Consider the following 19076-nt stretch of genomic DNA (forward strand, 5'->3'; position numbering starts at 1 on the left):
GGGGCGTCAGACCTGGGTGAAGGTCCACAGCAGGTTGGTGCTGGTGCCCCAGGTCCACTGCTTGGCGACCGAACCGGAGGAGACGTTGCCGCCGCCGTCGAGGACGAGTCCCGTGGTGCGGTTGGCGAGGGAGTAGCGGCCGTCGCCCCGGTGGGTGATCAGCCACTGCTGGTCGGTGCCGCCGTTCCACTCGGCCTGTCTGACGGTGGCGCCCCCGCCGGTGGCACCCCACCCGTCGGCGACCATGCCGTTGGCCCGGTTCTCCAGCTTGTAGTGCCCGTTGCCGAGGTGGACGGCGTGCCACTGGAGGCGGGGAGAGCCGTCCCACGTCCGTTGCTTCAGGTCGGAGCCGCCGGAGACGTCTCCCCCGCTGTCCAGTGCGAGGCCGTTGGTGACGTTGGTGATCCGGAACCGGGCGGAGGGGTCGAACACGACCTCCAGCGAGGTGACCCGCTTCCGGATCCGCGCGGTGTCGGAGGTGAACGTCCAGGACCTGCCCGTGAAGTCGTCACCGGAGTAGCCGACCATCTGGTAGCCCGGGGCGAGCTTCAGCGAGGAGAGGGTGCCTGGCGGCATGCCGGAGAGGGTCAGCTGTTCGGCCGGGTAGGTGCCGAGGGCGAGGACCGCGCTGTCGCCGGAGAAGCGGGCGTGTTCGAAGACCAGGACTCCGGTGAGGGGCCGGAGGGTGGGTATCCGGCCGGAGAAGCGGAGTTTGAGGACGTACGCGGGGGCCTCGAAAGGTGCCGAAGACGGCAGGGTCACCTTGAGGCCGGTCGCGTCCTGGGTCGGAGTCGCGAGGTCGATGTACGTACCGGCCGTCGCGTCGAGGAGTTCCACCGAGGACAGCGAGTCCAGGTCGATCCGGTCGGAGGTGAGCGTCCTGAGCGTCAGCGAGCCGCCGGGCCAGCCCAGGACCGTCGCGTACAGGATGGTTCCCGCCTTGTTCCGGGTGTACCGGACGTCCTGCGCGGTACCGGCGGTGGGCCGGGTGAAGGAACCGCCGCCCATCTTCGTCGGGCCCTCGCCGTACGCGGTCCAGGCGCGGGTGCCGTAGATCGACTCGCCGAAGCGCTTCAGGTAGTCGCCGATGCCGAGCAGGAGGTCGCGCTGGCCCCGCGGGATGGTGCCGTCGGCCTGGGGCGCGATGTTGAGCAGCATGTTGCCGTTCTTGCTGACCCGGTCGATGAACGAGTGCAGCATCTGCGCGAGCGAGTAGTAGCCGATGCCCTCGGTGTAGCACCAACTGGTGTTGGAGATGCTGTCGTCGGTCAGCCAGTAGGGGGCGGTGAGGTCGGCGGGGCCGCCGCGCTCGTAGTCGAAGACCGAACCGTGGCTGTTGAGGCCGTCCTTGTAGGTGGCGACGACCTCCTTGCCCCATTTGTTCGCCTGGTTGAAGTAGTACGACAGGAAGTTCAGCCGCTGGGTCTCGTCGACGTGGTCGAGCCGCCAGTCCTGCCAGAGGATGTCCGGCCGGGACCGGTCGACGACCTCCTTGAGCTTGTCGTACCAGAGCTGGTTCTCCTCCTCGGGACTCAGCTGCCCGTACAGCTTCTTGAGGCTCGGGTCCGACTGCGGGGGCGCGTACTCGAAGTAGCCGGTGTAGTTGTACGCGTGGTGCATGGCGACCAGGAGCTTCAGCTTCCTGGCGCGGATGGCGTCGGTGAAGAGCTCCAGCAGGTCCAGCCGGGGTCCCTTGGCCACGGAGTTCCACTCGTTGACCCGGCTGTCCCACATCGAGTAGCCGTCGTGGTGCTCGGCCACCGGCCCCGCGAACCTGGCACCGGCGTCGACGAACAACTGGGCCCACTCGTCGGGGTCGAACGCACCGCCGTCCGACTTGAGCTTCGGGGCGAACTCCTGGTGGCGGCCCGCCAGATCCTCCGCCCCGTCGATGAAGTTGTGGTACGGCCAGACGGCCGGATCGCCGTACGTGGCCGTGTGGTGCCTGTTCGCCTTGTGGTCCGGCACGTACATGTTGCGCGGGTACCACTCGCTGTCGTACGCGGGGACGCTGAAGACGCCCCAGTGGAAGTAGATGCCGAACTTGGCGTCCCGGAACCACTCGGGGGCGGCGGGGTGCCGGTTCACGGACTCCCAGGTCGGTGTGTAGACCTTCGGCGCGGCCAGGGCTCCGCCGGCCGCGAACACGTCGGTGGCCACCGTGGCCGCCACAACGGCTGTGGCGCCGACCAGTAACCTGCGCCTGCTGATCGATTGCGACATAGGCACGAACGTCAGGCATGCGGACCACTACTGTCAACGGTTGTGCAGGGATGAAAACACCGAGAGACAAAGAGAAGTTGGCCGATTTGACCGGGAAAGGAACGGTTCACCCAGAGGGAGACATCACATGTCTCTGACGGACAGGGCACATCTCGCCCGGGAAGCCGTGCCTGGATGCCATGCGGACGGCCCGCCCGTGACGACGTCGAGCTGCTCAACGCGCACGACGCGGCGTTCCACCGCGCGGTCGTCGCCGCCACGGGCAACGAATCACTGGTCACCCTGCTCGACGGCGTCTCGGGCCGTACCCTGCGGGCCCGTGTCTGGCGCGGGCTCGTCGACGAGCGGGCCGCGGGACGCACCCTCGCTGGGCACGAGGCGATCTTCGCGGCACCGGCCCGCCGTGGCGTGAAGCGGCGGTGGAGGTCGGGTGCGGTCGTGCGTCAGCGGTAGAAGTCGGGGCGTTCGACGAGTTCGATCTCGACCCGGACACCGTCGCTCTGGGCGCGGGCGCCCGCTTCGGAGACCGCCGTGACGGCGTACCCGTCCCAGGTGCCGGGGCCGGTGACCTCGCCACGGCGGGCGGCGTCGACCCAAGCCTGGACCTGACGGTCGTAGGCGTCCTCGAAACGCTCGAGGTAGCTCGGGGTGACCGTGCCGCCCCAGCGCCCGGCGGTGTTGACGAGCATGTCGTGCCCTTCGCCGACGCGGGCCGTGCCGTTCTCGCACACCGCCTCGGCCTGGACCTGGTAGCCGTAGCGGGCGGTGAGGAAGATCTCGACGTCGACGACGGCACCGCCGTCCGTCTCGAAGACGACGAACTGCGGGTCGCTCAGGCCCTCGGGGGCGTGCGCGGACGGCCGGGGCCGCAGCACGGTGACGGCGGTGATCTCCTGGCCGAGCAGCCAGCGGGTGATGTCCATCTCGTGGGCCACGGAGTCGTTGACGGCCATGGCGTCGGTGAAGCCGGGCGGGGCCCCGGCGTTGCGGTGCCGGTGGTGCAGCATCAGCGGCCGGCCCAGCTCCCCACTGTCCAGCAGGGCCTTGAGCTGGACGTACTCGCGGTCGTAGCGGCGCATGAACCCCACCTGCACCCTGCGGTGACCCAGCGCCTGCTCGGCCTCCAGCAGGCGCAGCGCGGAGGCGGTGCCCGGGGTGAGGGGCTTCTCGCACAGTACGGGCAGGTCGTGCTCGAAGGCGGTGAGCAGGGCGGCCTCGTGGGCGGGGCCCGGGGAGGCCACGAGCACGGCGTCGACGCCCGGTGCGGCCAGTGCCTCGGCCGGGTCGGCGAAGGCCACGCATCCACCGACTCCGGCGGCGATCGCCTCGGCCCGGTCGGTGTCGAGGTCGACGACGGCGGCCACATGGGCGCCGCTGGTCACCTCGGTGATCCGGCGCACGTGGTCGGCGCCCATCCGTCCGGTGCCGATGACGGCGACACCGAGTGAGTCCTGCTGGGACATGGCCGGTCCTTCCTTTCGTGGGGCGATCGCGTCGGCCGGCGGATGCCCTTGGCCGCGAGCGCGGCCACCTCGGCGACGTTGCCCTTGTCGACGGCGTCCGGGCCGGCATCCGGCCCGGAGAATCTCGTTTCCCCTTGGAACGCCCGGGAGTTAGGCTCCCCCAGCGCACGGGGGGCGTGTGCACATCAAGGTGGGGGACATGGTCGACGATTCCGTTGATTCCAGACAAGGCACGGGCCGGGGGCCCAGGTGTTCGCGGCGGTGGCTGCCGTCGGAGCGCTCGTGGGGGGCATGTGGTTCCTCCCGGACTCGCTCGACGAGACGTCCGCGGACCGGGGGCCGGCCGTCTGCTCGCCCTCGGACGATGCCTCGCCGGCGGCCCGGGGCAAGGTCTCCGGCGCGCAGCTGTGCACCGCGCTGAACCGTGCCGACCTGCCGAGGCTCCTCGGCACCCCGACCGAGCAGGCGGTGAACGCGTCGGGCAGCGAAAGCGAGTCCACCTGGGCCGACGGCACCAAGACCGTCACCCCTGAGGCGACCGTCGAGCTGGAGACCTACACCGTGGAGCTCTCGGCGTCCCACGACGACCTCCCCGTCGCCGAGTCGGTCGGCTATCTGGGCGACAGCGCCCGGACCAGGACGGTCCTGGGGCACCCGGCGGTCCTCTACTCGGGCCGGACCATCGCCATCTCCTTCCGGCTCGACGGCGGCGACGCCGACTCCGGCCCCGGCGGCGTCGCCCGCCATCTGCTGGTCGCCGGCGACGCGAAGGACAGCGGCACCGCCTACGAGCTCGTCATCTGGCGCGAGGACGCCCTGACACCCGACGACGAGGCGTTGTTCCGCGTCGCCGAGAAGGTGCTGCCGACGATCCCGGGCTGGAAGCCCGCGGTCTGACGAGCCACCAGCGGCGCTCGGCTCACCTCGACGGCACCACCGAGGCACCGCGGTGGCGAACGCGCGCGCCCGTGTCACCGGCGCGTGCGCTGTCCGCTGTCGGTGTTTGTCACGGCATCCGCTCGTCGAGGGCGTCGGCTCCCCACGCGGCGGCGTGGGGGCCGAACTCGTTGTCGGCCGCCTGGGCGGCCAGGCGGGCGTCGCGCGCCGCCGCCTCCGGTCCGTCCGGCAGGTGGTAGTCCTCACCCGCCCGCACTGAACTGGCCTGCACCTTCGTGGCGGTGGCCAGCCGTCGGCGTACGTACCGGTCCAGCGCCTCCGGTACGTCGGCCGGTGTCGCGTCCGTGAGGGCGTCGCCGAGCACGGCAGCGTCGACCAGTGCCTGTGCCGCGCCCTGGGCCTGGAAGGGCACCATCGCGTGGGCGCTGTCACCGAGCAGGGTGACGCGGCCCAGGTTCCAGCGGGCGAGCGGGGCACGGGTGTGGATGCCGTAGCGGAGCACCGTGCCCGTCCGTTCGATGACGCTGATCACGCGCGGGTCCCACCCTTCGAACGCGCGCAGTTGCTCCCCCGGCTCGGCCCGGGCGGTCCACGACTCCCGCGCGCTCTCCGCCCCGACGACGCCCACGACGTTGAGGAGTTCCCCTCCGCGCACCCAGTAGTGCACGAAGTGCCGCCCGGGTCCGAGCCAGAGGGCGTACTCCGGCAGGTCCAGGTCGGCGACCTTGTCGGCCGGAAGCAGCGCCCGGTAGGCGGCGGTTCCCGAGAACAGGGCCTCGTCCGCGCCGAACAGCCACTGCCGGGCGGCGGACCGCACCCCGTCGGCGGCCACGACGAGGTCCGCCTCCAGGCGCTCGCCGTCGGCCGTCGTCACCTGCGCGGACCTGTCGTCCTGCCCGATGCCCACGACCACGGTGTTCAGCCGCACCGACCCGGGCGGCACCGCGGCGGCCAGGGCGTGGTGCAGATCGGCCCGGTGGGTCTGGAGGTACGGCGCCCCGAACGCCTCCTCGGCCTCGCGTCCCAGCGCGTAACGGCAGATCTCGCCGCCGTCGGACCAGGTACGGAAGCTCAGCCCCGTCGGCCGCGTGGACCGGGCGGCGACCGCGTCGAGGAGGCCGAGTCGACGCAGTACGCGTGTGGCGTTGGGCGCGAGCTGGATGCCCGCGCCGATCTCGGTGAACCGTGCCGTCTGTTCGACGAGGGTCACCTCACACCCGGCGCGCCGCAGGCTCAGCGCCGCGGCCAGTCCCCCGATACCCGCCCCCACCACGATCGCCCTCATGCCCCCACCTCAGGTCGACGTCTCTCCACGCTACCGGGCGGACGAGGGCCTGAGGCAGGCGCGCGACGACGCGAAGTCGCCGCGCGCCCTCGCTCTGAGCGAGGTGCGCTCCACGCCCGGGGCGGATTGCGCTCCCACGCCCAGAGCGGGTTGCGGTCCACGCCTGGGGCGGATTGCGCTCCCACACTCAGCGCGGGCTGCGCCCCACGCTCAGAGCGGGTTGCGCTCCACGCTCAGAGCGGGTTGCGCTCCACGCTCAGAGCGGGTTGCGCTCCACGCTCAGAGCGGGTTGCGCTCCACTGGAATCCACAGTTCCGCGTCCGCCCGCGCCGCGTCCGGCGACAGTCGGGTCCGCAGGATCTCGGGGCCCGGGCGACTCCGGTACGGATTGGACGGGAACCACTGGGTGAACACGTCCCGCCACAGGTACTGGAGTGCCTGCGGGAACGGCCCGGAGTTCTCGAAGACGGCCCAGGTCCCGGCGGGCACGGTGAGTTCGTCCATGCCCTCGGGGACGGCGGCGCGGGTCACCGCGCCGTGGTAGTAGTCGAGTTCGGTCCCTTCGGCCCGGCTGGAGTCGAGGTTGTCGCTGACGGCGACGATCCCCGACGGCTCCTGATCGGACAGGCCCTCGATCTGCCGCAGGGTCTCCTTGCCGATGCTCCGGATGAAGTCGGCGATCGCCGGATTCATCCCTTCGTGCACGAGCGGGACACGGGCCTTCCTCCCGACCACCCGGAACTCCGCCTTCTCCACGACCCGATACCGCATGCTGCCGCTCCCTTCGACGACGAGGCGGAAGGACATCCGGGGCTGGGACCGCAGCCGGGCGCCGGCCCGCCGGGCCTCCCCCGGCCCGACGCCGTGCATCGCACGGAACGCCCGTGCGAACGCCTCTCCCGAGCCGTAGCCGTAGCGCACCGCGATCTCCAGCAGCGTCCGGTCGTCCGCCAGCACCTCGGCGCCGGCGACCGTCAGCCGCCGACGCCGGACGTACTCCGACAGCGGCATGCCCGCCAGTGCGGAGAAGAGCCGCCGCAGGTGGTACTCCGACGTCACCGCGATCCGCGCCAGGTCGGCCACGTCGATCTGCTGATCGAGGTGGCGCTCGATGTGCTCCATGGCCTGGTTCAGCCGCTCCAGCACCCCGGCCTCCTTCCTTTCGATCACCACGTTAGGAAGAAGCCACCTTGCCGGACCCGACATCCTGTGCCCGCTCCGGTCGGGTGGATCGGGGTGGGCCGGCATGGCCGAGCCGGTTCGGCGGAGCCGCGTGCGTGATTTGTTGAGACGTCCTGACATACCCGTTGACATCACCGAGGAGCGGCCCCATAGTCATGCCACTAGAGCGCACTAGTGAAGCGCGCTAGCTCTTCGGGCCGTCGGCCCGCACACCCACCCTGACCAGCACAGCGAGGTGCGAGGGACATGCACAGACACCATCGAGTCGCCGCTCTGACCGCCACCGTCCTGGCCGGCGCCCTGCTCGCCGCCGGCTGCTCCAGCGGTTCCGGTGGCAAGAAGTCCGCGGAGGGCGGGGACACCGCCGCCGCGGGCACGGCCGACACCCCCCGCATGACCGTGGCCATGGTCACCCACGCCTCCCCCGGCGACACCTTCTGGGACCTCATCCGCAAGGGCGCCCAGGCAGCCGCCGCCAAGGACAACATCGAGCTCGTCTACTCCAGCGACCCGAGCGCCGGCAACCAGGCCAACCTCGTGCAGAACGCCATCGACCAGAAGGTCGACGGCATCGCGCTCACCGCCGCGAAGCCGGACGCCATGAAGGAGGTCGTCGCCAAGGCCACGGCCGCGGGCATCCCGGTCGTCGGCTTCAACTCCGGCGTCGACGACTGGAAGGAACTCGGCATGCTGGAGTACTTCGGCCAGGACGAGAACATCGCCGGCCAGGCCTTCGGCGAACGCCTGAACCAGGCGGGCGCCAAGCACGCCCTCTGCGTCATCCAGGAGCAGGGACAGGTCGCCCTGGAAGCCCGGTGCGCGGGCCTCGAGAAGGGCTTCAGCGGCACCACCGACATCCTCTACGTCAACGGCACCGACATGCCCTCGGTCAAGTCGACGATCACCGCGAAGCTCAAGCAGGATTCCTCCATCGACCGGGTGGTCACCCTCGGCGCCCCCATCGCGCTGACCGCCGTGCAGTCCGTGTCCGACGCCGCCGGCAAGGCCAAGGTCGCCACCTTCGATCTCAACAAGGACCTGGTACGGGCCGTGAAGGACGAGGATGTCGAGTTCGCCGTCGACCAGCAGCCCTATCTCCAGGGCTACCTCGCCGTCGACGCCCTGTGGCTCTACAGGACGAACGGCAACCTCAGCGGCGGCGGCACCGCCCCCGTCCTCACCGGCCCCGCCTTCATCACCAAGGAGAACGTGGACGACGTCGCCGAGTTCGCTGCGAAGGGCACCCGCTGACGCCACGGCTCACCTCGGCACCATGGGCGCCGCGCGTACCGGTCGGCATCGCACACGCGGTGCCGGCCGCTCCCACGCGCCGAGCCCCGGCGGCCCTCCGCACCCGCCTCAGCCCGCCCCTTCCGGAGGCGCCCCGCTGCTCCCCCGTACCACCAGCTTCGGCTCCAACACGGCTTCTCGCGGCTCCAGTTCCGGCTTCTCCAGTCGTTCCACCGCGAACCGCACCGCGTGCTCCGCCATGAGCCGCGCGTCCTGGCGGACGGTGGTCAGGCCGATCGGCATCAGGTGGGAGAGGTGGCTGTCGTCGTAGCCGACGACGGACAGATCGCGGGGCACCTCGACACCGGCCCGGGTCAGGGACATCAACAGGCCCATCGCGCTGCGGTCGTTGCCGGCGAGGACGGCCGTCGGCAGGGGCTGCCCCCGGTCGCGTTCCGCGAGGAGCAGGCGTCCGGTCTCGATGCCCGACTCCTCCGTGTGGTCACCCGAAACGACGCGGGCCACGGACTCCAGGCCATGACGGCGCATCGCGGCACGGTACGCGCGGCGCCGCTCGGCCGAGCCGGGCCCCCGGCCGCCGTCGAGGTGCAGGATCCGGCGGTGCCCCAGCTCGACGAGATGGTCCATCGCCTGCCGTACGCCCTTGCCCTCGGCGGAGTGCACGAAGTCGACGTGGGCGCGGGGGACACGGCGGCTGACGGAGACGGCGACGGTACGGCGTCCCAGGCCTTCGAGGAAGTCGGGCTCGGCGAAGGAGCCGAGCAGGATCAGGGCCTCGCAGCGGTGGCTGAGCAGCGCCTCGACGGCCTTCTCCTCGCTGCGGCCCCGGGTGGCGCCGGAGAGCAGGACCTCGTAGCCGAGGCGTTCGGCCTCCGGGTAGATGCCCTCGATGAGGTCAGTGTGGAAGGTCTGGTGGACGGTGAACATCACGCCGAGCGTGCGGCTGCGGCCCCGCGCCAGCAGCCGGGCCGCGCTGTCGGGCCGGTAGCCGATCTCGTCGGCGACGCGCAGCACCCGCTCACGGGTCTCCTCGCTCGCCCCCGGCTGGTTGCGGAACACGATCGAGACGAGCGCCCGGGAGACGCCCGCCCTCGCGGCGACGTCCGCCATCGTGGGCCGCTGCTTGCCCGATGCACTCACCTGTGAACCCACCCTCCACCCGCCGCCCACCATAGGGCCTGCCCGGAGGATCACTCGGGGCAGGCCGGGGGCCAGGGGCTCGAAATCTCCCGGCGGCAGGCTATTGACATGACATTTGGACAGGGGTCATCGTACTCGCACTAGAGCGCGCTAGTAGAGCGCGACACCTTCCCCGGTCGTCCCTGCCCCTCTCCGCGAAGGACACACGTCATGGCAACGGCGCCATCCCCACTCCGTACCACCGTGGGCAATCTGTGCCTGGGCTCCGCCCCCGACTCCTGGGGCGTGTGGTTCCCCGAGGACGAGCACCAGGTGCCGTACACCCGCTTCCTCGACGAGCTGGCCGAAGCCGGGTACAAGTGGCTGGAGCTCGGCCCCTACGGCTATCTCCCCACCGACCCGCGGCGGCTCAAGGAGGAACTCGACGCCCGTGGGCTCCAGGTCTCCGGCGGCACCGCCTTCGGCGCGCTGCACCGCCCGGAGGCCTGGGACGAGATGCTCGCCCACGTCCGCCAGGTCGCCACGCTGACGGCGGCCGCCGGCGCCCACCACCTCGTCCTCATCCCGCCGATGTACCGGGACGAGAAGACCGGCGCCCTCACCGAGTCGCCGGAGCTGACCGCCGAGCAGTGGGCCGGCTTCGGCCGCGCCGCCGACCGGCTCGGCGGGCTCCTCCTCGACGAGTACGACATACGGCTCGTCGTCCACCCGCACGCCGACAGCCACATCCAGACGCAGGCAGAGATCGAGCGGCTGCTGAACGAGTCCGACTCCCGCTGCACCAACCTCTGCCTCGACACCGGGCACGTGGCCTACGGCGGCGGCGACAACCTCGACCTGATCCGCCGGTTCGGCGAGCGTGTCGGCTACGTCCACATCAAGCAGATGGACCCGGCCGTCCTCGCCCAGGTCGCCGCCGAGAACCTGTCGTTCGGCGAGGCCGTGCGGCGGGGCGTGTGCGTGTCGCCGCCGGCCGGTGTGCCGAACCCGGCCGAGGTCGTGGCCGAACTCGCCGAACTGGACGCCGAGTTGTTCGTGATCGTCGAGCAGGACCTCTACCCGTGCGCGCCCGAGGTGCCGCTGCCCGTCGCCGTACGCACCCGTGAACAGCTGTCCGGCTGCGGGCTGACGGGTACCCGGCGTCCGACCCTCGAACGGTAGGAGCGCCCATGGCTGTCAAGGACGGCACGACATCCGCCACCCCGGTCACCGACGACGCGCCACCGGCCGTCTCCCGGCGGCTGCGGCTCATCACCCTCATCGCCACCTTCGGCGGACTGCTCTTCGGTTACGACACCGGCGTCATCAACGGCGCCCTGCCGTATATGACCGAGGACCTCGGTCTGACGCCCTTCACCGAGGGCATGGTCACCAGCTCGCTGCTGCTGGGCGCGGCCCTGGGCGCGATCGTCGGCGGCCGGATGTCGGACGCGCGCGGGCGGCGCCGTACGATCCTCGTTCTCGCCGTCGTGTTCTTCGTCGGCGCGCTGGGCTGCACACTGGCGCCGAACACGGCGGTCATGGTCGTGGCCCGGTTCGTGCTGGGTCTCGCGGTCGGCGGCGCGTCGGTGACGGTGCCCGTCTATCTCGCGGAGATCTCGCCCGCCGAGCGGCGCGGCGCGCTCGTCACCCGTAACGAACTGATGATCGTCACCGGGCAGTTGCTGGCCTTCACCTCCAACGCGGTCATCGCACGGGTCGGCGGCGAGTCGGGCGGTGTCTGGCGCTGGATGCTCGTCCTCGCGACCCTCCCGGCCGTCGTGCTCTGGTTCGGGATGCTGGTGATGCCGGAGAGCCCGCGCTGGCTGGCCTCCAGGACCCGTTTCGGCGAGGCCCTGGAGGTGCTCAAGCAGGTGCGGTCGCGGCAGCGGGCCGAGGCCGAGCTGAGCGAGGTGTCCGCGCTCGCGGTCAAGGAGGAACAGGAGAAGCTGGGCGGCTGGCGGGACCTGAGGGCCACGCCGTGGCTGCGCAGGCTGATGTTCGTCGGCTTCGGCATCGCGATCGTGCAGCAGATCACCGGCGTCAACACGATCATGTACTACGGCACCCAGATCCTCACCGACGCCGGCTTCGCCTCCGACAGCGCGCTCACGGCGAACATCGCCAACGGTGTCATCTCGGTGCTCGCCACCTTCGTCGGCATCTGGCTGCTCGGCCGCGCCGACCGCCGTCCGATGCTGATGACCGGTCAGATCGGCACCACGGCCGCCCTGTTGCTCATCGGGATCTTCTCGCTCACCCTCCCCGCCGGTGACGGCCGGGCGTACGCCGTGCTCGCGATGACCGTCACCTTCCTCGCCTTCCAGCAGGGGGCGATCTCGCCGGTGACCTGGCTGATGCTGTCGGAGATCTTCCCGATGCGGATGCGCGGCTTCGGCATGGGCGTCGCGGCGGTGGTGCTGTGGCTGACCAACTTCCTGATCGGCCTGGTCTTCCCGTCCCTGGTCTCCGGGGTCGGTGTCTCCAACACCTTCTTCCTCTTCGTGGTGGCCGGCGTCCTCTCGCTCACCTTCGTGAAGCTCTACGTCCCGGAAACCCGGGGCCGCTCGCTGGAGACCCTCGAAGCCGAACTCCAAACGCGCTTCTCCTGACTCGATTCATCTCTAAGGAAAGACCATGACCGTACGTGTAGGCGTCATCGGCGCCGGCTGGATCGGCAAGGAACACATCCGGCGCCTCACCGACACCGTCACCGGCGCCCGTGTCACCGCCGTCACCGACATCGACACCGCCCGCGCCGAGGAGGCGGCGGCGCCGATCGGGGCCCAGGTGCCGGCCGACGGCGCGGCCCTGATCGCTTCTCCGGAGGTGGACGCCGTCCTCGTGACGTCCTGGGGCCCGACCCATGCCGAGCATGTGCTGAACGCGATCGCCGCCGGGAAGCCGGTGTTCTGCGAGAAGCCGCTGGCCACCACCGCCGAGGACTGTCTGCGGATCGTCGAGGCCGAGACGGCGCTCGGCCGCCGTCTGGTCCAGGTCGGCTTCATGCGCCGCTACGACGCCGGCTACCGGCAGATGAAGCAGGTCATCGACTCCGGCCGCATCGGAGAGCCACTGATCGTGCACTGCGCCCACCGCAACCCGACCGTCCCGGAGTCGTACACCTCCTCGATGGCCGCCCTGGACACGGCGGTGCACGAGGTGGACGTGCTGCGCTGGCTGCTCGACGACGAGATCGTCTCCGCCCAGGTGGTGACGCCGCGCGCCACGCGCAAGCGGTTCGCCCACCTCAAGGACCCGCAGATCATGCTCTTCGAGACCGCCAAGGGCGTCCGTATCGATCTGGAGGTCTTCGTCAACTGCCAGTACGGCTACGACATCCAGTGCGAGGCGGTCGGCGAGGAGGGGCTGGTCCGGCTGCCCGACCCGGCCTCGGTCGCCGTGCGCGGTGCCGGTCAGCACACCACCGAGGTGCTCACGGACTGGGTGGGCCGGTTCGCCGACGCCTTCGACGCCGAGTTCCGCGAGTGGATCGCCGCCGTCGCCGCCGGAGAGGAGCCCACCGGCCCGTCCGCCTGGGACGGCTACGCGGCCACCGTCATCACCGGCGCGACCGTCGAGGCCCTGGAGTCGGGCCGTGTCGTCGCCACCGACCTCAAGCCCCGGCCCGCACTCTACGGAGGTGTCGCGTGAAGATCGCCCTCGACCCCTATATGCTCCGCGCGCTGCCGATCGACGAGATGGTGCGCACGGTCGCCGAAATCGGCTACGAGTACATCGAGTTGTCGCCCCGCGACGACTTCATGCCCTTCTTCCTGCATCCCCGGGCCGACGACGAGCGCGTCGCGGAGCTGAAGAACTCCCTGCGCGCACACGGTGTGCGGCTGTCCTCCGTGCTGCCGCTGTACAAGTGGTCCTCACCGGACGAGACCGAGCGGCAGGCCGCCGTGCGCTACTGGAAGCGCATGATCGAGATCACCGCAGACCTCGAATGCCCGCTGATGAACTCGGAGTTCAACGGCCGCCCCGAGCGGGCCGCCGAGAGCGAGGCCGCGTTCTGGCGCTCGCTGGAGGAGCTGCTGCCGCTGTTCGAGCGGGAGGGCATCGCGCTGAACCTGGAGGCCCATCCGGACGACTTCTGCGAGGAGAACACCCCGGCCGTCGACCTCGTCCGCGCGATCAACGAGCCCTGGGTGAACTACCTCTACTGTGCCCCGCACTCCTTCCACCTCTCCGGTGCCTCGGAGACCGGCGCGGACATCGCGGCGATGCTGCGGTACGCGGGCGACAGGCTGAAGCATGTGCACATCGCGGACTCCTTCAACCACAAGGGCTCCAGCGGCCTGCGGTACATCCTCAACCCGCCCGGTACGACCGCCCGCATCCACCAGCACCTGGACATCGGCCAGGGCGAGGTGGACTGGGACGTCTTCTTCGGCACCCTGCGCGAGCTGGACTTCGACGGGGTGGCCACCGCCTGTGTCTTCGCCTGGGAGGAGCGGGCGAAGGAGTCGTCCACATTCATGCTGGACCGCATCACCAAGGAGCTCGCGGTGCGCTGACGCTCAGGCGAGAGTCACCTCGACCGGCAGCTTCTTGATGCCGTTGACGAAGTTGGACCGGACGCGCGGAACGTCACCGACGAGGCGGATGTCGGCGAGGCGCGGGATCAGCTCCTCGAACATGATGCGGATCTCCGTGCGGGCCAGCAGGTTGCCCAGGCACAGGTGGGGGCTGCCCTTGCCGAAGGTGACGTGGTCGTTGTCGGCGCGGGCGACGTCGAAGTCGTACGGGTTGCCGAAGACCTCCTCGTCGCGGTTGCCGGAGGCGTACCACATGACGACCTTGTCGCCCTCCTTGATCCGCTTGCCGCCGAGTTCGACGTCACGGGTCGCGGTGCGGCGGAAGTGGTAGACGGGCGACGCCCAGCGCAGGAACTCCTCGGTCGCCACCGGGATCAGCGACGGGTCCTCCTGGAGGCGGGCGAGCTGCTCCGGGTGCTGGAGCAGGGCCAGCATCGAGTGGGTGATGGTGTGGCGGGTGGTCTCGTTGCCGGCGACGACCAGGAGGAGGAAGTAGTTGTCGAAGTCCTGCGCGGAGAGCGGGACGCCGTCGCGCGGGGTGGTGTTGACCAGCTTGGAGACCAGGTCGGTGCCGTCGCCGCCGCGCCGCTGCCGGGCCAGCTCGCGGCCGTACTCGAAGACTTCGAGGGAGGCGGGCGAGCGGAAGGGCAGGTGCCGGTACTGCTCGCTCTCCGCGCTGTTCAGCAGGACGTCCGCGTAGTCGGGGTCGGTGTTGCCGATGATGCGGTTGCCCCAGTCGATGAGCCGCTGGTTGTCCTCCGGGGGTACGTCGAGGAGCCGGGCGAGGACGTTGATGGGGAAGTCGGCGGAGACGTCGGCGACGAAGTCGAAGGTGCCCTTGGCGAGGGCCGCGTCGAGGGTGGTGGCGGTGAGGCCGCGCAGGAAGTCGGTGTAGCTGTTGATGACGCTCGCGCCGAACTGACGCTGGATGACGCTGCGCAGGGCGCGGTGGCGGACGCCGTCCAGCTCCAGGATGGAGGCGCGGGTCCTGATCTGGTCCTCGTCGACCTCCTCCAGGTTGACGAACCTCGTCGAGGTGAAGGTCTCCGCGTCGCGGTCGACGCGGGCGATGTCGGCGTGCCGGGTCACCGCCCAGAAGCCGGAGTTGGGGGCCTCCTCCGGCTGCCAGTGCACCGGGTCCTGGTGGCGCAGGGTGTGGAACATACGCCACGGGGTGACGCCGTCGGTGAAGTTGTCGAGGTCGGCGAGGTCCACGTCGTCCAGCGGCAGGGGTTCCTGGACGGCTTCGCGTACGGAGGCGCGGTGGGCGGAAGTGGTCATGGTGGTGGTTCTCCTGGACGTCACAGGTGGTAGGCGTACTCGGTGAACTCCCAGTCGGTGACGTGCCGTTGGAAGCGTTCGACCTCGTCGCGCTTGTAGCTGAGGTACGAGGTGGTGAAGTCCTTGCCGAGGATCTCGGTCAGGGCGGTGTCCGCTTCCAGCGCGTCGAGCGCGGCGGACAGGCTCATGGGCAGCACGGCCGCCCTCGCGGTGTCGTAGCCGTAACCCTCCAGCGGGGCGGGAGGTTCCTCGCCCGCCTCGACGCCGAGCAGTGCCGCGGCGATCGTGCCCGCGATCAGCAGGTACGGGTTGGCGCTCGCGTCGCCGAGCCGCAGCTCCAGGCGGGCGCCGGAGCCGCGCTCGGGCGGGACGCGGACCATGGCGCTGCGGTTGTCCAGCCCCCAGTCGATCAGCCAGGGCGCGAGGGTGTCCGGGCCGAAGCGCTTGTAGGAGTTGACCGTGGGGTTGGCGAGGGCGGCGAGCGCCGGGGCGTGGGCGAGGACGCCGGCGATGGCGTGGCGGGCGGTGCCGGACAGCCCGTACTGTCCGGAGGAGTCGTCGAAGGCGTTGTGTCCGCGCTCGTCGTCGCAGGACAGGTGGAGGTGGAAGCCGGAGCCGCCCGCGTCGTTGAAGGGCCTGGCCATGAAGGTGGCGAGCCGGCCCTCCTTGCGTGCGAGTTCCTTGACGGCGGCCTTGAAGCGGAAGGAGCGGTCGGCGGCCGACAGGGCCTCCGAGTGCGTCAGGTTGATCTCGAACTGGCCGCCGTCGAACTCGTGGTTGCCGGCTGTGACGCCGACGCGGAGGTCGCGGAGCAGGCGCAGGGTGCGCAGCAGATGGTTGTCGGGGTCGGCGCGCAGGCCGGCCGTGTAGACGACTCCGGCGGCGTCCGAGTAGCGCTTGAAGCCGCTCGGGGAGGTGGGGTCCTCGTCGCAGAGGAAGTACTCGAGTTCGGGGCCGACGATCGGGCGCAGGCCCTGTTCGGCGCATCGGGCGAGCACCGAGCGCAGCAGGTCGCGGGGGGACTCGGGGGCGGGTGACCCGGTGGCCGGGTCGATGGTCTCGCCGATGCAGGAGGCGACTCCGGGCTCCCAGGGCAGGGCGACCAGGGTGTCGAGGTCCGGGCGGACATGGATGTCGGGCAGGCCGGCGTCCAGGCCTCCGGGGACGGGGACCACGTCACCCTGCGGTGAGGTGTGGTAGACCGCCCGGCAGAAGGCGAGCCCGTGTTCGCAGGCCGTGGGCAGCTGGTCGAGCAGGACGTCGCGGGCGCGGTCGGTGCCGATGAGATCGGGGTAGGTCACCCGGACCACGTCGATGCCCTCGGCGGCCAGCCGCTCCTGGTGGTGCCCGACGGCCGGTGTTTCAGATGCGCTCACCGTTGTCTCCTCGACGACTGAGCCATTTGTTTGATGCCAAACGATATGAACGGCTTCGGCGACCCACAAGGGGCTGGGGCGAAAAAATTATCCACCTGGACAGGTATTGACCAGGGGTAGGCGGCTTCCTATGTTGTTTGAAGCCAAACGAGCTACTTCAGGAGGACCGGCCATGAAGGTCGTCGTCGACATGAACAAGTGCCAGGACCACGGACAGTGTGTCTTCGCCGCCCCCGACGTCTTCCAGCTCGACGAGAACGGGCGTCTGGCCTACGTCAGCGATCCCGACGACGCCCTGCTCGACGAGGTCGAGGAAGCGGCCGACGTCTGTCCGCTCCAGGCCATCCGGATCGAGGGCTGAGACCGTGACAGGACACGTGGTCGTCGCGGGGGCCTCCATGGCCGGCCTGCGCGCCGCCGAGCAGCTGCGCGCGGCCGGCTGGACCGAGGCGATCACCCTCGTCGGCGAAGAGCCCCACATGCCCTACAACCGGCCCCCGCTCTCCAAGGAGGTGCTGGCCGGCAAGGCGCCCTTCGAGTCGCTGGCCTTCCGTCCCCGCGCGAGCGTGGACGACGTGGAATGGCGGCTCGGCACGAAGGTCGTCGCCTCCCGCCTCGCCGAGCGCACCGTCGTACTCGACGACGACTCGGAGCTGCCGTACGACGGCCTCGTGATCGCCACCGGTATGCGGCCCCGGCGGCTGTCCTGCCCCGGCCCGCTCACCGGCCGGCACACCGTCCGCACCCTCGCCGACGCGCGGGGCCTGCGGGAGGAGCTGACCCGGCCCGGTGTCCGGGTGGTCGTCGTGGGCGCCGGCTTCATCGGCTGCGAGGTGGCCGCCACCGCCGTGGGACTCGGTGTCGCCGAGGTGACCGTCGTCGATCCGCTGCCGCTGCCCATGGTCGGCCCGCTCGGCGAACTGCTCGGACGCGCGCTGCTGCGGCGGCACGAGGAGCGCGGGGTGCGCTTCGCCCTCGGCACGGGCGTCGCCGGGTTCGCGGGCGGGGACCGGGTCACGGGCGTGATGCTCGGCGACGGGACCGTGCTGCCCGCCGACGTGGTCGTCGAGTCGGTCGGTTCGCTCGCCAACACCGAGTGGCTCGACGGCAACGGCCTCGACCTGGCCGACGGAGTGCTCACCGACGAGCAGTTGCGGGTCGGCGGGCGGCCGGAGGTGGTCGCGGTGGGCGATGTCGCCCGCTTCCCCAACGCCCGCTACGACGGCGTACCGCGCCGGGTCGAGCACTGGTCCATCCCCACGGACACCGCCAAGCACGCGGCGAAGGTCCTCACCGGCGCCGAGCCGGCGCCCTTCGCGCCGCTGCCCACCTTCTGGAGCGACCAGCACGACTTCCGCCTGCAGTCCTTCGGCGCGCCCGTGCTCGGCAAGGACGACGTACGGGTCATGGAAGGCGACCCCGCCTCGGACGTCCTGGTCGGTTACCACCACGCCGGACGGCTGGTCGGTGTCGTGGCGCTCGGCGGCCCCGCCACCGTCTCCGCCGCCGCCCGCCACCGCGCCGAACTGCTCAAGCAGCCCGCCCTCACCGTGTAAGGAACCGCCTGACCATGACCAGTGTCCGTGGATACTTCCACCCCAAGACGGCGAGCGGGGCCTCGTCGCTGATTCCCTCGCCGCCGTGGCGCTACTCGGGCGACCTGCTCACCGTCGAGTACCGCACGGATCCCGCGCGGGTGCGCGAACTCCTCCCGGAGCCTTTGGAGTTGGCCGATGAGGATCCGGGGGCCGTGGCTCTGATCTGGGCCGACTGGCAGTCCTGCTCGGCGTCGGGGGCGGAGCTGCTCGACCCCGTGCTCTCCCAGTACAAGGAGGCCTTCGCGGTCGTCCGCTGCGCGTACAAGGGGCGGACGTACTCGCGGTGCGTCTACATCTGGGTCGACAAGGACTTCGCGATCGCGCGCGGGCTGCACCAGGGCTATCCGAAGAAGCTCGGGTCCATCCATCAGACGCGGCCGCATCCGCTGGGGCCCGCTCCGCGGATCGAGGCGGGGGCGCGCTTCGGGGCGACGCTGGCGGCCGCGGACCGGCGGCTGGCCCAGGCGGTGGTGACGCTGCGGGAGCCGGCGGAGACGAACGGGTTCGTGAACGCGCATCCGATGGCGCATCACCGGTGGCTGCCGTCCATAGAGAAGGGGAAGGGGCTGGCGCTGGACGAGTTGGTCGAGACCGGGGCGGCGTCCTTCGAGGGGGGTGAGCCGTGGGTGGGTGAGGCCGAGCTGGAGCTGTTCGAGGCGCCTACGGAGGAGTTGGCTCGGCTGTCCGTCGAGGAGCCGATCGCCGCGTACTACCGGCAGGTGGGGGTCGTCTGGGACGGCGGGCGGTTGTTGGAGTCCGGGTTGTCGGGAGCGGCTGCCGAGTAGGGCCGTCGTCGAAGTGCGGGCTGTCGTGGGCTGATCGCGCAGTCCCCGCGCCCCTAGGTAGGCGGGTCTGCC

General features: G+C 70.7%; 16 protein-coding genes and 1 pseudogene. 10 read left to right on the plus strand and 7 right to left on the minus strand.

From position 1 onward, the window contains the following. Window positions 1-6 precede the first annotated feature (6 nt). Window positions 7-2223 (minus strand): alpha-L-fucosidase, encoded by a 2217-nt coding sequence (locus ACWD26_RS35220; RefSeq protein WP_451276253.1) that lies wholly within the window; start codon window positions 2221-2223, stop codon window positions 7-9. A gap of 186 nt (window positions 2224-2409) precedes the next feature. Between ACWD26_RS35220 and ACWD26_RS35225 the strand changes: the two are divergent. Beyond that, a pseudogene (locus ACWD26_RS35225) lies at window positions 2410-2628 on the plus strand (FCD domain-containing protein); the annotation flags it as partial. Between the two features lie 38 nt (window positions 2629-2666). Here the strand turns inward: ACWD26_RS35225 and ACWD26_RS35230 are convergent. Beyond that, complete coding sequence (locus ACWD26_RS35230; RefSeq protein ID WP_451276255.1) at window positions 2667-3686, minus strand: Gfo/Idh/MocA family protein; 1020 nt, start codon at window positions 3684-3686, stop codon at window positions 2667-2669. Between the two features lie 261 nt (window positions 3687-3947). Between ACWD26_RS35230 and ACWD26_RS35235 the strand changes: the two genes are divergently transcribed. Beyond that, complete coding sequence (locus ACWD26_RS35235; RefSeq protein ID WP_451276257.1) at window positions 3948-4583, plus strand: DUF6215 domain-containing protein; 636 nt, start codon at window positions 3948-3950, stop codon at window positions 4581-4583. A 109-nt stretch (window positions 4584-4692) separates the two neighbouring features. Here ACWD26_RS35235 and ACWD26_RS35240 read toward each other — a convergent pair whose 3' ends face one another. Continuing rightward, window positions 4693-5868 carry an FAD-dependent monooxygenase gene (locus ACWD26_RS35240; protein ID WP_451276258.1) on the minus strand — a complete coding sequence of 392 codons (1176 nt, stop codon included), beginning with the start codon at window positions 5866-5868 and terminating at the stop codon, window positions 4693-4695. A 279-nt stretch (window positions 5869-6147) separates the two neighbouring features. Then, window positions 6148-7014 (minus strand): AraC family transcriptional regulator, encoded by an 867-nt coding sequence (locus tag ACWD26_RS35245; protein WP_451276372.1) that lies wholly within the window; start codon window positions 7012-7014, stop codon window positions 6148-6150. 282 nt (window positions 7015-7296) lie between these two features. Between ACWD26_RS35245 and ACWD26_RS35250 the strand changes: the two genes are divergently transcribed. Continuing rightward, window positions 7297-8301, plus strand: a complete 1005-nt coding sequence (locus ACWD26_RS35250; protein WP_451276260.1) for a sugar ABC transporter substrate-binding protein — start codon at window positions 7297-7299, stop codon at window positions 8299-8301. Window positions 8302-8409: 108 nt separating this feature from the next. Here ACWD26_RS35250 and ACWD26_RS35255 read toward each other — a convergent pair whose 3' ends face one another. Continuing rightward, window positions 8410-9411 (minus strand): LacI family DNA-binding transcriptional regulator, encoded by a 1002-nt coding sequence (locus ACWD26_RS35255; protein WP_451276374.1) that lies wholly within the window; start codon window positions 9409-9411, stop codon window positions 8410-8412. Window positions 9412-9651: 240 nt separating this feature from the next. Here ACWD26_RS35255 and ACWD26_RS35260 point away from each other — a divergent pair, with 240 nt between their 5' ends. Genes ACWD26_RS35260 through ACWD26_RS35275 form a run of 4 tightly spaced genes read left to right on the plus strand, consistent with a single transcriptional unit; the run spans window position 9652 to window position 13943 of the window. Then, window positions 9652-10602 carry a TIM barrel protein gene (locus tag ACWD26_RS35260; protein WP_451276262.1) on the plus strand — a complete coding sequence of 317 codons (951 nt, stop codon included), beginning with the start codon at window positions 9652-9654 and terminating at the stop codon, window positions 10600-10602. 8 nt (window positions 10603-10610) lie between these two features. After that, window positions 10611-12032: a sugar porter family MFS transporter gene (locus tag ACWD26_RS35265; protein WP_451276264.1), complete on the plus strand. Its 1422-nt coding sequence runs from the start codon at window positions 10611-10613 to the stop codon at window positions 12030-12032. Between the two features lie 25 nt (window positions 12033-12057). Further along, complete coding sequence (locus tag ACWD26_RS35270; RefSeq protein WP_451276266.1) at window positions 12058-13074, plus strand: Gfo/Idh/MocA family oxidoreductase; 1017 nt, start codon at window positions 12058-12060, stop codon at window positions 13072-13074. Beyond that, the gene (locus ACWD26_RS35275) at window positions 13071-13943 is read left to right on the plus strand and encodes a sugar phosphate isomerase/epimerase family protein (RefSeq protein WP_451276268.1); all 873 of its coding nucleotides are present in this window, start codon (window positions 13071-13073) and stop codon (window positions 13941-13943) included. The genes ACWD26_RS35270 and ACWD26_RS35275 overlap by 4 nt, the downstream gene beginning before the upstream one ends. 3 nt (window positions 13944-13946) lie before the next feature. Here ACWD26_RS35275 and ACWD26_RS35280 read toward each other — a convergent pair whose 3' ends face one another. Together ACWD26_RS35280 and ACWD26_RS35285 are read right to left on the minus strand one after the other, a co-directional pair. Further along, a complete protein-coding gene (locus tag ACWD26_RS35280; RefSeq protein WP_451276270.1) occupies window positions 13947-15245 on the minus strand; it encodes a cytochrome P450 in 1299 nt (432 codons plus the stop codon). A 20-nt stretch (window positions 15246-15265) separates the two neighbouring features. Then, complete coding sequence (locus tag ACWD26_RS35285) at window positions 15266-16621, minus strand: glutamine synthetase family protein (RefSeq protein WP_451276272.1); 1356 nt, start codon at window positions 16619-16621, stop codon at window positions 15266-15268. A gap of 172 nt (window positions 16622-16793) precedes the next feature. Here ACWD26_RS35285 and ACWD26_RS35290 point away from each other — a divergent pair, with 172 nt between their 5' ends. Genes ACWD26_RS35290 through ACWD26_RS35300 form a run of 3 tightly spaced genes read left to right on the plus strand, consistent with a single transcriptional unit; the run spans window position 16794 to window position 19004 of the window. Beyond that, the gene (locus tag ACWD26_RS35290) at window positions 16794-16982 is read left to right on the plus strand and encodes a ferredoxin (RefSeq protein ID WP_005484148.1); all 189 of its coding nucleotides are present in this window, start codon (window positions 16794-16796) and stop codon (window positions 16980-16982) included. Window positions 16983-16986: 4 nt separating this feature from the next. Continuing rightward, the gene (locus tag ACWD26_RS35295) at window positions 16987-18177 is read left to right on the plus strand and encodes an NAD(P)/FAD-dependent oxidoreductase (protein ID WP_451276274.1); all 1191 of its coding nucleotides are present in this window, start codon (window positions 16987-16989) and stop codon (window positions 18175-18177) included. Between the two features lie 14 nt (window positions 18178-18191). Next, window positions 18192-19004 carry an acetoacetate decarboxylase family protein gene (locus tag ACWD26_RS35300; protein WP_451276276.1) on the plus strand — a complete coding sequence of 271 codons (813 nt, stop codon included), beginning with the start codon at window positions 18192-18194 and terminating at the stop codon, window positions 19002-19004. The last annotated feature ends 72 nt before the right edge of the window (window positions 19005-19076 follow it).

This window comes from Streptomyces sp. NPDC002787, assembly GCF_053592095.1.